General features: G+C 68.0%; 11 protein-coding genes. 4 read left to right on the top strand and 7 right to left on the bottom strand.

Going from position 1 to position 13,326, the window contains the following annotated elements; translation table 11 throughout:
- Window positions 1–45: 45 nt before the first annotated feature.
- The 6 genes from CAL29_RS14030 to CAL29_RS14005 are packed head-to-tail and all read right to left on the bottom strand — an operon-like array spanning window position 46 to window position 7,290.
- Window positions 46–1,710, bottom strand: coding sequence for a N,N-dimethylformamidase beta subunit family domain-containing protein (locus CAL29_RS14030; protein ID WP_094853599.1), 1,665 nt, complete (start codon window positions 1,708–1,710; stop codon window positions 46–48).
- Window positions 1,711–1,725: 15 nt separating this feature from the next.
- Window positions 1,726–2,871: an ABC transporter ATP-binding protein gene (locus CAL29_RS14025; protein WP_256977451.1), complete on the bottom strand. Its 1,146-nt coding sequence runs from the start codon at window positions 2,869–2,871 to the stop codon at window positions 1,726–1,728.
- Entirely contained in the window at window positions 2,868–3,866 is a 999-nt protein-coding gene (locus CAL29_RS14020) for an ABC transporter ATP-binding protein (RefSeq protein ID WP_094853598.1), read from the bottom strand. The genes CAL29_RS14025 and CAL29_RS14020 overlap by 4 nt, the downstream gene beginning before the upstream one ends.
- The gene (locus tag CAL29_RS14015; protein ID WP_094853597.1) at window positions 3,866–4,792 is read right to left on the bottom strand and encodes an ABC transporter permease; all 927 of its coding nucleotides are present in this window, start codon (window positions 4,790–4,792) and stop codon (window positions 3,866–3,868) included. The genes CAL29_RS14020 and CAL29_RS14015 overlap by 1 nt, the downstream gene beginning before the upstream one ends.
- A complete protein-coding gene (locus CAL29_RS14010) occupies window positions 4,785–5,732 on the bottom strand; it encodes an ABC transporter permease (RefSeq protein WP_094853596.1) in 948 nt (315 codons plus the stop codon). The genes CAL29_RS14015 and CAL29_RS14010 overlap by 8 nt, the downstream gene beginning before the upstream one ends.
- A gap of 13 nt (window positions 5,733–5,745) precedes the next feature.
- Window positions 5,746–7,290, bottom strand: coding sequence for an ABC transporter substrate-binding protein (locus CAL29_RS14005; RefSeq protein WP_094853595.1), 1,545 nt, complete (start codon window positions 7,288–7,290; stop codon window positions 5,746–5,748).
- Window positions 7,291–7,412: 122 nt separating this feature from the next.
- On the opposite strand from CAL29_RS14005, the gene CAL29_RS14000 reads away from it, so the two are divergent.
- The 4 genes from CAL29_RS14000 to CAL29_RS13985 all read left to right on the top strand — a co-directional run bounded on the left by CAL29_RS14000 (window position 7,413) and on the right by CAL29_RS13985 (window position 11,413).
- The gene (locus CAL29_RS14000) at window positions 7,413–8,156 is read left to right on the top strand and encodes a GntR family transcriptional regulator (RefSeq protein WP_179284019.1); all 744 of its coding nucleotides are present in this window, start codon (window positions 7,413–7,415) and stop codon (window positions 8,154–8,156) included.
- A 125-nt stretch (window positions 8,157–8,281) separates the two neighbouring features.
- Window positions 8,282–9,538, top strand: a complete 1,257-nt coding sequence (locus CAL29_RS13995) for an aminotransferase class III-fold pyridoxal phosphate-dependent enzyme (RefSeq protein ID WP_094853593.1) — start codon at window positions 8,282–8,284, stop codon at window positions 9,536–9,538.
- Window positions 9,539–9,551: 13 nt separating this feature from the next.
- The gene (locus tag CAL29_RS13990; RefSeq protein WP_094853592.1) at window positions 9,552–10,403 is read left to right on the top strand and encodes a transketolase; all 852 of its coding nucleotides are present in this window, start codon (window positions 9,552–9,554) and stop codon (window positions 10,401–10,403) included.
- Window positions 10,400–11,413: a transketolase family protein gene (locus CAL29_RS13985; RefSeq protein WP_179284018.1), complete on the top strand. Its 1,014-nt coding sequence runs from the start codon at window positions 10,400–10,402 to the stop codon at window positions 11,411–11,413. Before CAL29_RS13990 ends, CAL29_RS13985 begins: the two co-directional genes overlap by 4 nt.
- A gap of 96 nt (window positions 11,414–11,509) precedes the next feature.
- Here the strand turns inward: CAL29_RS13985 and CAL29_RS13980 are convergent, their stop codons facing one another.
- Entirely contained in the window at window positions 11,510–13,300 is a 1,791-nt protein-coding gene (locus tag CAL29_RS13980) for a thiamine pyrophosphate-requiring protein (RefSeq protein ID WP_094853590.1), read from the bottom strand.
- Window positions 13,301–13,326: the final 26 nt, after the last annotated feature.

Here is a 13,326-nt window from a genome sequence, read left to right as displayed (position 1 = left end):
ATGCTTTTATCGATACGCCTCAACAATCGGGTGTGGCGGCTCCGGCTAGCCAGCCGCCAGGAAGCGGTTCAGCACGTTGCGCGTGATCCCCTGCGTGTACGGGCAGTTCCTGGTCAATCCCATGATCCACTCGCAACTGCCGGCGGTGAAGACCTCGCCCTTGCCCCGGGTAAACGACACGATGACCCCGCAGCCGTACTTGTAGCGCTCGATCGCCTCCGGGCTGTCGTCGCCGCACAGGGCCTTGGTGCGGCGCGCCGCGCCGTCGTCCTTGATGTAGTAGCGAAAGCCCTCGCCGTCGTGCATTTCCTCGTCGTGCACGGCCGGCGACAGCGCCAGGATCTCGGTGTTCCGGGGCACGCCGTCCTCGTGGGTGGGATACGGCAGGCCGTGGCGGAAGGTGTATTCCACGCCGTCCACCTCGTAGGCGAAGATGCCCGCCTCCGCCCCCAGCACGTCGCCGTAGTGCATGTCCAGGCCGGCGAAGGCCCAATGGCGCGGCCGGTACACCGTGAAGCCGCGGCTGGCGCGCGGCGCGAAACCGCCCCACGACGAATAGGTGCCGCGCCAGCCGTTGACGCCGAACGTCGTCGCGCCCGGCCAGTTCACGGACTGCTGCTCCCAGGCGCCGGTGAGGTAGGTGTTGTCGGGGCCGCCGGCCACCGGGTCCTCCGTGTCGGCCCGCGCCTTGTAGCAGACCTGGCGCGCGCCCTCCTCCTCGAGCCGGATCTGCCACATGAAGTTGCCGGCGAAGCGCGCCACGCGGCCGCCGCCGTCCACATAGCGGTCGATGGCCTCGCGCATCTGGCGGGTCCAGTATTCGTCATGGCCGGCGATCACCACCGTGCCGTAAGCGTCGAGCAGCTCCGGACGGTAATGCAGGTCGGTCTGCGTGATGGTGTCGAAGGCATACCCCTCGCGCTCGGCCCATACGGCGAAATGGCGCTCGAACTGCGCCCATCCCGACGAGGCGTAGTACTGGGCGTAGCCGTTGGTGTAGGCCCATTCCTTGGTCGGATAGCGCGGCGCCTCGCCCGCGCCGCGCGGCACCGGGTCGCACAGCCGCGGCGCGCCCGGCGGCAGCCACACCAGCCCGCGCGTCCAGGGGCGCAGCGTGCTCAGCGTCGGCGAGAACTGCTTGCCGTTCGGTCCGTCGATGCCGTCGTAGGAATTGGCGCCGCCCCAATCGTTGTAGGCGGTCCAGGTGGAGGTCGACAGCAGGAAGAGGAATCGGCCCTGCCGCCGGGGCTGGCCCGCCGCGGGGCGCACGACGAAGAAGTGATGCTGCAGGAAGCGCGAGCCGTCGGCCCGTTCGCACCATGCGGCGACGCGATAGAAACCGCTGGCGGCGTCCGCCGGCACCGTCCAGCGATGCACCTCGGGCCAGCCGCAGCCATCGCGATACGCGGCCGGCGGCATGGGCGCGAACGTGCCCGGCACCTCGTCGCGCGCGTGGACGCAGTCCGGCGTCACGCCGTCGCGCCAGATCTCCAGGCTGAAGCGCGGCGCCGTGCTGGAGCCATGGAAGACCACCGTCTCGCCCGGCGCGTACGACATGGCGTTCGTGTACACGTAGACCTCGGGCAGCGCGGGATCCTCGCGCGGCGCCTCGTACCAGTGCGAGACGTGCCATCCCTGGTCCGGGTGCATGACACTGGTGGGACGGGGACGCTGGTTGAAGGCGCCGAACTCGGGACGAGCGCGAGACATGAGGCGGATTCCTTTTTACTGGGACAGGGATCCCGGCGCGGCCGGGCTGATGGTTTCGTGGAAATGGCAGGCGACCTGCCAGCCCGCCTCGACCTCGCGCAAGCGGGGTTTTTCCTCGCGGCAGCGCTCGGCGGCGTGCGGGCAGCGCGGCGCCAGGCTGCAGCCCTTGGGCTTGTCCAGCACGCTCAGCAGCTCGCCCTTGATGGGAGGCTGGCGCGGACGGCCGACTTCCGGCCGCGGCACCGCCTTGAGCAAGGCCTGCGTGTAGGGGTGGCGGGGCCAGGCATAGAGACCGCGCTTCGCGCCGATCTCGACCACCTCGCCCGCGTACAGCACGGCCACCCGTTGCGAGATGGCGCGCACCACCGCCAGGTCGTGCGCGATGAACAGGTAGCTCAGGCCCAGCTTGTCCTGCAGGTCCATCAGCAGATTGACGATCTGCGCCTGCATGGACACGTCGAGCGACGCCACCGCCTCGTCGCAGACGACGAAATCCGGGTTCAGCGCCAGGGCGCGCGCGATGACGATGCGCTGGCGCTGGCCGCCGGAGAACTCGTGCGGGAAGCGGCTGGCGAAGGACGGCGGCAGGCCCACCATCTCGAAGAGTTCGGCGACGCGCTCGCCGCGCGCCTTGCCGTCCAGCTTGCCGGCGATGTCGATGGGCTCGGCCACGGCGTCGCCCACGCGCATGCGGGGATTCAGCGACGAATACGGATCCTGGAAAACGAATTGCAGGCGGTGGCGCACGGCCTTCAGATTGGCCTGGCCCGGCTTGCCGGCGATCGACCTGCCGAACAGGCGGATGTCGCCTTGCGACGGCGGCAGCAGGCCTATCATCATCCGGCCTATGGTCGACTTGCCGGAACCGGACTCGCCGACCAGGCCCAGGGTCTCGCCCACGCCGATCTGGAAACTGACGTTGTCGACGGCGCGCAGCACGGCATTGCCGGCGCCGCGCCCCAGCTTGAAATCGCGCGTCAGGCCGTCGACCTGGACAATCGGCGCACCACGGGTTGGTGTGCCCTCCTGTCGCTGCGCGACCTCCTCCCCAAGGGAGGATTCGCGCTTGGGGCGGCCCGGCGCGTGCATGGTGCCCTCCTGTCGCTGCGCGACCTCCTCCCCAAGGGAGGATTCGCGCTTGGGGCGGCCCGGCGCGCTCATGCCACCCCCTCCAACGCATCGGCGAGCGCCATGGCGCGCCGTGGCGGACAGCGCAGGCGCCGGCCGCCGGCCAGGTCGTCCAGCGGCGGCGGCGCGGCCAGGCAGCCCGGTTCCGCGAGGGCGCAGCGCGGGCTGAAGCGGCAGCCTTGCGGCCAGTTGCCGGCGGCGGGGATATTGCCCGGGATCGCCGGCAGCCGGCGCGCGTCGTGGTCCAGCCTGGGAATCGCGCGCAGCAGCCCTTCGGTGTAGGGATGCAGCGGCCGCGTGAAGATATCGGCCGCGTCGGCCTCCTCCACCACGTGCCCCGCGTACATCACGACCACCCGTTGCACGAATTCGGCGACCAGTCCCAGGTCGTGCGAGATCAGGATGACGGACATGCCGATCTCCGCCTGCAGCTCGCGCAGCAACTGCATGATCTGCGCCTGGATGGTCACGTCCAGCGCCGTGGTCGGCTCGTCGGCGATCAGCAGCCGCGGCCGGCAGGCGATGGCCATGGCGATCATCACCCGCTGGCGCATGCCGCCCGACAGGCGATGCGGATACTCGTCGACCCGGCGCGCCGCGTCCGGAATGCGCACCATGTCCAGCAGCTCCACCGCGCGGCGCCGCGCCGCGGACTTGTCCAGGCCCTGGTGGATGCGCAGCGTCTCGCCGATCTGGTCGGCGACGGTCAGCACCGGGTTCAGCGACGTCATGGGGTCCTGGAAGATCATCGCGATGTCCGCGCCGCGCACCCGGCGCAGTTCGCGGTTCGAAAGCGTCAGCAGGTCGCGGCCGTCGAAGCGGATGCGCGCGCCCGGCATGCGCGACATGCGCCGGTGGTGCAGCCGCAGGATGGACAGCGCGCACACGCTCTTGCCGCTGCCCGATTCGCCCACGATGCCCAGCGAGGCGTTCTCGCCGACGGAAAAGCCGACGTCGCTGACGGCGCGGGTCCAGCCGCCGTCGCCGCGAAAATCCACGTTCAGGTCTTCGACTTCCAACAGGGCCATCAGTTGCCCTCCACTTTCAGCCGCGGGTCCAGGACGTCGCGCAGTCCGTCGCCCAGGAGGTTGATGGCCAGCGCGGACAGGCTGATGGCCAGTCCGGGAAAGAGCATGATCCACCACGATTCCACCGCGTAGTCGCGGCCTTCCGAAATGATGTTGCCCCAGCTTGGCGTGGGCGGCGGCGGCCCGATGCCCAGGTAGCTGAGCGTGGCCTCCGCCAGGATGGCGTACGCGAACACGAAGGTCAGCGAGACCAGCAGGGGCGCCAGCGTATTGGGCAGGATGTGGCGCGTCAGGATGCGCCAGGCGCCGGCGCCGCTGATGCGCGCCGCGTCGACGTAGTCCAGCCGACGGATGACCAGGACCGACGCCCGCACGATACGGGCGGTGCGGGGCACATACGCACAGGACAGCGCGACGATGACGCTGTGCACCTGCGGTCCCAGCACGGCGTTGATGCCGATGGCCAGCAGGATGGCGGGGAACGCCAGCAAGGCGTCCATGAAGCGCATCAGGATGGAGTCCAGGCGCGAGAAATAGCCGGCCGCCATGCCCACCACGGCGCCGCCGATGGCCGACAGGATGGCGACGCTGAAGCCGATCCACAGCGACAGCCGCGCGCCGTACAGCACCCGCGTGTAGACGTCGCGCCCATACTGGTCGGCGCCGAACGGGAATTCGCCGGACGGCGCGTGGAAGCGGTTCACCATCTGCATGGTCATCGGATCGCCTGAGCTGATGAACGGCGCCAGCACGGCGGCGCCGACGATCAGCAGCAGGACGATCGCGCCGATGCGGAAGGAACGATGGCGCCACAGCCGCTTGAGCACGAGGGCGCGCGGCTGCGCGGGTGCGGTTTCGGCCTGGGCCTGGGCCTGGGCCTGGGCCTGGGCCTTGTCGATGGCGGCGTCCGTCGCGACGTCAGTCATAGCGCACCCGCGGGTCCAGGTAGGTGTAGAGCACGTCGATCAGGACGTTGATCAACACGAAGGCGAAACCCAGCAGCAGCATCGTGCCCTGCACCGTAGGGTAGTCGCGCGACATGATGGCCTGCACCAGCAGCCGCCCCACGCCCGGCAGCGCGAACACCTGCTCGACCACCACCGACCCGCCGATCAGCAGGCTCAGGATATAGCCGCCCACCGTCACCACCGACACCAGCGTATTGCGGAAGGCATGCTTGCCCACCGTGGCGAACTCCGACACGCCCTTGGCGCGCGCGGTGCGGACGAAATCCTGGTCGAGGATTTCCAGCATTTCGGACCGCGTCATGCGCGCCAGGAAACCGATCTGGAACAAGGCCAGCACCACCGCCGGCTGCACCAGCGAGGCGAACCACTCCCCCACCCCGCCTTCCGCGATCGGCACGTAGCCCGCGGTCGGCAGCCATCCCAGGTTGACGCTGAAGAGAATCACCGAAATGGTGCCGACCCAGAAACTGGGCAGCGATACCCCCAGCAGGGCGAAGCCCATCACCGCGGAGTCGATCCACGAGTTGCGCCAGAACGCGGCGACGATGCCCAGGCCCACGCCCACCGGCACGGTAATGACGAAGGCCACGGCGGCCAGCGACAAGGTCACCGGCAGGCGCTCCGTGACCGCCTGCAGCACCGGCTGGTTCAACACCAGCGAATCGCCGAAATTGCCGTGCGCCAGGTGCGTCAGCCACAGCCAGAGCTGTTCCGGCAGCGGCCGGTCCAGGCCCAGGCTATGGCGGATGGCCGCCACGGCCTCCGGCCCGGCCTGGTCGCCGGCGATGATGACCGCCGGGTCGCCGGGCAGCATGTGCATCAGGAAGAAAGTGAGGATCGCCACGATCAACATCACGGGCAGGGCCTGGGCGATCCGCGCGGACACGATACGGGACATGGACCGCTTATCCTTACTTGAGCCAGACGTTCCAGAAATGATTCAGGTAATACGGCTCGAAGCCGCCCGCCTTGCGCGTGTTGATCACCTGCACGTTGCCGCGGTCGGCCACCTTGATCATGTAGGCCTGGTCCAGGACGCGCTGCTCGATGGTCAGCCACGCGGCCTTGCGGCCGGCCATGTCGGGCGTCTTGTAGAAAGTGTCGTAGGCATCGTCCAGCACCTTGTCGTTCTTGACGTGCGGGAAGTTGTAGATCATGGCCTGCCACTGCTGCGGGCCCAGCAGCGGATTGGCGCAGAACGTGGTGGTCGACACGTTCCAGTTGCCCTTGCCGGACTGCATGTTGGAGGCGTTCGTCGTCCAGTCCGTGATGTCCATCTTGGCGTTCATGCCGGCTTTCTTCAACTGCTCCGACAACACCAGCAAGGCATCGCGCATGTAGTCGTAGTTGTTGTTGGTCTGCAGCACGATGGGCTCGTTCTGGTAGCCCGCCTGCTTGAGCAGCTCCGCGGCTTTCTTCGGATCGTTCTGGTTGTAGCGGCCGTCGGTGACCTCGCCGCCGTAGTACGGGCCGTCCGGGTACACCATCGAGTGATTCTTGCGCGACGCGCCTATCACTTTCATGATGTCGTCCACGTGCACCGCCGTGCGTATGGCCTGGCGCACCTCCACCTTGTCGGTGGGCGGCTGCTGGGTATTGACGATGAAGTACTGCTGGCAGGCGGGATAGGTCGTGAACGATTCCAGGTACTTCATCGGCTTCAGGCGCGCCAGCAGTTCGGGCGGTATCGCCGCGGTGAAGACCGCCTCGCCGGTCTGCATGGCCGCGACCCGGGCATTGGCCTCGGGCACGAAGTTGAAGCGCACCGTGTCCACGTAGGCGGTGCGCTTGCCGGCCAGGCCGTCCGGACCGCCGGCGCTGTCGTCGGGCGTGTAGCCGTCGAAGCGCTGCAGCGTCAGGTAGCTATCCTTCACCCACTGTCCCAGCTTGAAGGGGCCGGTGCCGATGACGTCGACGCCGCGCGCCGGCTTGTCCTTCTCCTCGGCGGGCAGGATGACGAAGGGATAGACGGGGGTCTTCAGCACGTCCAGGAAGACCGTATTGGAATGCTTCAGGTGGATGACGAAGGTGTCCGCGTCCGGCGTCTCGTAGCCGGCCACGTCGTCGAGCACGGACTTGTTGGGGCTGACCCGCGCGTAGCGTTCGAACGTGGCCTTGACATCGGCCGAGGTCATGACCTTGCCGTTGTGGAACTTGACGCCCTTGCGCAGGACGAAGGTATAGGTCTTGTTGTCGTCGCTGACCTTGGCCTCGCGCGCCAGCATGGGCTTGGCGTTGTACTTGGCGTCCATGGCCACCAGGCCTTCGTAGATATGATGGACGACTTCCAGGTCCACCATGCTGGCGGCGACCTGCGGGTCCAGGGTGTTGGGGCCGGACAGGTCGGCGTAGACCAGCGTGCCGCCCTTCTTCGGCGCGTCCTCCGCCGCGGGGGCCGCCGCCAGGGACATCGCGCCGAGCAGCGCCGCAACCGTCAGTGTGCGTTTCAAAACCATGCTTGGACCCCTTGCGGTTCAGGACGAGTTCCGAACACGATATATAATATATGGTGTTTTTACAACCTGCCCCGGCATTAGTAGTTCTACTAGGGGCCCCCACCTTCACCAGTACAGACGCCATGGCAATCGAGCAACCGTCCGTCACCCGCACGAGCCTGACCGGCCAGGTCTACCGCACCCTGCGCGACCGCCTCATGTCGGGCCGCTTCCAGCCCGGCGAGCGGCTGAAGATCAAGGAGCTCGCCGCCGACCTGCAAGTCAGCGAAACCCCCGTGCGCGAAGCCATCCTGCTGCTGGCCAACGACGGCGCCATCGAGATGAAGGCGGGCTACTATTTCCTCACCCGCCGCCTGTCACTGGCCGAGTACATGGAGATCCGGCGCCTGCGCCTGCTGCTCGAGCCCATGGCCGCCGTCGAGGCGCTGCCCCACGTCGACGCGGCCTTCATCGCCGACCTCGAACGCGCCCACGCCACGCTGGTGCGCGCCGAACAGGAAAAGGACTATCCGCAGGCGGTGCAATCGAATTTCGATTTCCACTTCCTCCTCTATCGCCGCTCCGGCATGGGGCAACTGACGGACATCCTCGAACGCCTGTGGATACAGGCGGGGCCGCTGCTGAACTACCTCTATCCGCACGGCCATCCGACCTACCACGGCGACCACCAGCACGAGCAGATCGTCGCGGCGATCAAGGCCCGCGACCCGCAGGCGCTGAAGACCGCGGTCGAACAGGACTTGATCGAAGGTGGCGAACAGTTCATCAACTACCTGGCCAGCATCGACGGCAAGGACGTCGAACCCGTCAAAAAATCCTCCACCAAATCGGTGCGGCGCGCGCCGCGCAAGACGGCTCGCGCATAGCGGGCCGGGATCGCGGGGCGGGCTCACGGGCCGCGGTTCGATCCGGGTTTTCCCGTTTTCGATAACATCATATATCATGTATCGTGTTCGCATAAACCAACCGCAGCACACGGACAGGAAAGAATATGACCGCCCTTTCACCGGTAGTGGATCCTGGCAGTAGCGGCGTTTCCGGCGATGCGGACCTGCGCCGCCGCGCGGCGCGCGTCATTCCCGGCGGCATGTATGGCCACCTCAACGCCAGGCTGTTGCCGCCCGGTTATCCGCAGTTCTACGAGCGGGCCGAGGGTTGCCGCCTCTGGGATGCCGACGGCCGCGAATATCTGGACTTCATGTGTAGCTGGGGGCCCATCATCGTCGGGCATCGGCACCCCGCCGTCGAAGAGGCGGCGCGGCGCCAGGCGGCGCTGGGCGATTGCATGAACGGTCCCACCGCCCGGCTGGTCGAGCTTTCCGAACGGCTGGTGCATCTGCTGCCGCACGCCGACTGGGCCGTCTTCCAGAAAAACGGCACGGACGCGACCACCACCGCGGTGACCATGGCGCGCGCCGGCACCCGCAAGCGCAAGATCGTGCTGGCCAAGGGGGCTTACCACGGCGCCGTGCCCTGGTGCTCGCCGTCGCTGGCCGGCGTGACGGCGGAAGATCGCGCCCATCTCATCTACTTCCGCTACAACGACGTCGAGAGCCTCGAAGCCGCCGTGCGCGAGGCCGGCGACGACCTGGCCGCCATCCTGGTGTCCGCCTTCCGCCACGATATGGGACAGCCGCAGGAGCTGCCGACCGCGGCCTTCGCGCGCGCGGCCCGCGCCCTCTGCGACCGGGCCGGCGCGGCCCTGATCGTCGACGAGGTGCGCGCCGGCTTCCGCCTGTCCATGCAAGGCAGTTGGGAACGCCTGGGCGTGCGTCCCGATCTATCGGCCTGGAGCAAGGCCATCGCGAACGGCTACGCCCTGGCGGCGGTCACCGGCAACGACGCTTTCCGCCAGGCCGCGCAGGAGGTCTACGTCACGGGTTCGTTCTGGATGGGCGGCGTCGCCATGGCCGCCGCCTTGGCCACCCTGGACGTCCTGGAAAACAACGACGCCATCCGGCATTTCGAAGAAACGGGACAACGCCTGCGCGACGGCCTGGCCCGCCAGGCCGCCCGCCATGGCCTGGCCATCCGGCAAACGGGCCCCGCGCAACTGCCTTCGGTGCTGTTCGAGGACGACGCCGATTACGCCAAGGGCGCTTATTTCGCCGCCGAGGCGATCAAGCACGGCATCTACCTGCATCACCGCCACAACATGTTCCTGAGCCTTGCGCACACGGTTCAGGACATAGATCTCGCATTGCAAGTCACCGACCACGCCTGCGCCCGCCTCGCGGCGCATCTGTGAGGAAGCCATTCCCATGGACACCGCACTCCGTTTCGAACCGACGCGCACCGCCGGCGAACTGCGCGCCATCGCGCTGGCCCTGCGCAAGCAGGTCGTCCGCATGGTGGCGCGCACCGGACAAGGCTATGTGCAGCAGGGACTGGGCGCCGCCGACCTGTTCACCGCCCTGTACTTCGCCGAGCTCCGGCAGCGTCCGCAGACGCCCGACTGGCCGGAACGCGACCGCTTCATCCTGTCCACCGCGCACAACACCGCCATCTTCTATGCCACGCTGGCGGCGCGCGGCTATTTCCCGCCGGCCTTGCTCGACGGCTATTGCGACGACGGCTCCCCGCTGGAGATCAACGCATCCGAGCGGCTCGGTCCGATGATCGAGGCCACCTGCGGCTCCCTGGGCCAGGGACTGTCGGTGGGCGTCGGCATGGCCGCCACGCTCAAGCGCACGGGCGGCGGCAGCCGCGTCTTCGTCATGCTGGGCGATGGCGAATTGCAGGAGGGCCAGGTCTGGGAAGCGGCCATGGCCGCCGGCAACTGGCGGCTGGACAACCTTTGCCTGATCATCGACGCCAACGACATGCAGGTCGAGGGCCATATCGACCAGGTGCAGCCGCACGAGCCCCTGGCCGACAAATGGCGGGCCTTCGGCTGGCGCGTCGAGGACATCGACGGCAACGATATGGACGCCATCCTCGCGATGCTGGACCGCGTGCGCGCGACGCCCGGGCAGCCGCATTGCATCATCGCCCGCACCCTGGTCGGCAAGGGCGCGCCCTCGCTGGAAGGACTGCTGGGCCACAACCTGCGCCTGCCGCCCGAGACGGCGGCGCAAGCCCTCATGGAACTGGACAGGAAGGCACACCCGTGAACGCCCCTTCAGTTAACACCCATTCAGTGAACGCTCCGTCGTTGACCGTCAATGACTTTACCGACCGATCCGGCCAGGGCGTGGCGGCCAAGCCTTACGGCTCGGCCTTGCTGGCCGCCGCCAGGCGCGACCCGCGCATCGTCGCCCTTACGGCCGATCTCAGCGGACCGACCGAAACCGACCTGCTGCGCGACGCCCTGCCCGACCAGTTCTTCCAGGTGGGCATCGCAGAGGCCAACATGATGGGCATGGCTGGAGGCATGGCCCGTTGCGGCCGCATTCCGTTCGTGCACACCTTCAGCGTCTTCGCCACGCGGCGCGCCTATGATCAACTGGCCATGCAGATCGCCTATCCCCGCCTGAACGTCAAGGTGGTGGGATTCATTCCGGGCCTCGATACCTTGCTGGGCGTCAGCCACCAGGCCATCGACGATATCGCGATGATGCGCGGCCTGCCCAATATGCACATCCTGGAGCCGGCGCCGGGCCAGGTCGCGGACGCCGTGGCCGAAGCCGTCGCGCACGAAGGGCCGGTCTATCTGCGCCTGGCGCGAGCCAGGGAGCAGGCCGCCGGCGCCGCCGCGCCCTCCTCCGGCGGCCGCGGTTACGCGGTCCTGCGGGAAGGCGCGGACGGACTGCTACTGGCCTGCGGCCTGAGCGTGCCCGAAGCGCAGGGCGCCGCCGATCGCCTGGCCGCGCGCGGCATCGACGTGGGCGTAGTCGCGGTGACGCGGCTCAAGCCGCTGAGCGCCGACCTGCTGGCGCTGGCGCGCGCGGCCGGCGCCGTGCTGACCGTCGAGAATCACTCCATCGTCGGCGGCTTGGGTTCCGCGCTGGCGGAGCAGATCGCCGAAGCCGGCTGCGCCCTGCGCTTCGGGCGCGTGGGCGTGCCGGACGTCTTCGCTTATGGCGCCACCACGCCGCACCTGATGCGCGAGTTCGGCATGGATGCGAAGGGCATCGCCCGCAGATTCGAAGCCTTGGTGGGCGTGGACGGTAAAGCCGCGTAGCGACGACGCCGTGCTCGTGACGCCGGGCTGGCAGCGCAGGCGACCGGCTGTGCAGGCCGGCATGCTCGGCGCGGATGGCCCCGCGCGCCCTGCCCGCTATGCGCCGCCCGGCAGCACGCTGCCCAAGACTTGGCGCGCCGTGTCGATCACCACGTTGCCCTGGTCGGGGTCGCCTTGCAGCAGCGCCTTGCCGAAGGCGCGCGCCTGGGTCATGGTGATGTGCGGCGGCAGCGGCGGCACGCTAGGGTCGGCCTTCACCTCGATGACCACGGGACGGTCGGCATGCAGCGCCGTATCCCATGCCGCGCCCAGCATGTCGTCCTGGTCCACGTATATCCCCTTCAGGCCTATCATTTCGGCGAAGGCGTGATAAGGAATCGACGGAATATCCTGCGATGCGGAAAACTTGGGGTCGCCGTTCATGACCCGCTGTTCCCACGTCACCTGGTTCAGGTCGCCGTTGTTCAGGACCATGCAGATCCATCGCGGGTCGGCCCACTGTTCCCAATATTTGGCGACGGTGATCAACTCCGCCATATTGTTCATCTGCATCGCGCCGTCGCCCACCAGCGCGATGACCGGCCGCGCCGGATGGGCGAACTTGGCAGCGATGGCATAGGGAACCGCCGCGCCCATGGACGCCAGTCCGCCGGACAGCGAGCACATCATGCCGCGCTGCACCTTCAAATCCCGCGCATACCAATTGGCCACCGAGCCCGAGTCGCTGGTGACGACGGCGTCGGCCGGCACGCGGGACGACAGCTCCCACACGCTGCGCTGCGGATTCACGCCTTCGCGCCCGGGCTCCAGCGCGCGCTTCTCCAAGGTCTTCCACCAGCGGCCGGTCCAATGGGCGATGTCGTCGCGCCATCGCGTGTCGGTCTTCTGCTCCAGCAGCGGCAGCAGTTCGCGCAAGGTCTGGGCGCTGTCGCCCACCAGGCTGACCTCCATGGGGTAGCGCAGGCTCAGCATATCGGCCTTGATATCGATCTGCACCCCGCGCGCGGCGCCTTCCTTGGGCAGGAATTCCGAGTACGGAAAACCGGACCCGATCATCAGCAGCGTGTCGCAAGCCTCCATCATTTCGTAGCTGGGCTTGGTGCCCAGCAAGCCGATGGAACCGGTGACCCAGGGCGTATCGTCCGGCAATACCGCCTTGCCCAGCAAGGCCTTGGCCACGCCCGCCCCCAGGCGGTCCGCCACGGCGATCACCTCATCGGTGGCGGCGAGCGCGCCGGCGCCGACCAGGATCGCGACCTTCTTGCCGGCGTTCAGGACCTCGGCGGCGCGCTCCAGGTCTTCCTTGAAAGGAAGCAGGCGCGGCGCCTGGTAGCCGACGCCGGAATGCACCGTGCCGTGCTTGTGGCCCGGCGGCTCGTATCCCAGCTCCTGCAGGTCGTTGGGCAGCACCAGCGCCGTCACCTTGCGCTCCGCCAGGGCCGTGCGGACGGCCCGGTCGACCAGGTGGCGCACCTGGCCGGGCACCACGGCCTGCTGCACGAAGGCGCCGGCGACGTCCTTGAACATCGAGACGAGGTCCAGCTCCTGCTGGTAATGGCCGCCCAGCGACGCGCGCGCCTGCTGGCCGGCGATGGCCAGCACCGGCACATGGTCCATGCGGGCGTCATAGAGGCCGGTCAACAAATGGGAGGCCCCGGGGCCGGACGTGGCGATGCACACGCCCAGCTCTCCAGTAAATTTTGCATGGGCGCTGGCCATGAACGCGGCCATTTCCTCGTGGCGGGCCTGCACGAACTCGATCTTGCCGCGCGCCCGCCGCAAGGCCCCGAAGACGCCGTTGATGCCGTCGCCCGGATAACCGAAGATGCGGCGCACGCCCCAGGCATACAGGCGGTCAACCAGGAAATCGCCGACAGTGGTGGCCATATGAGACTCCCGATGATGAGCAAGGT

It is taken from the genome of Bordetella genomosp. 10 (assembly GCF_002261225.1).
Classification (GTDB): Bacteria; Pseudomonadota; Gammaproteobacteria; order Burkholderiales; family Burkholderiaceae_B; genus Bordetella_C.
The sequence above is the reverse complement of the archived record's forward strand: the minus strand, read 5'-3'. Positions and strand labels throughout refer to the sequence as shown.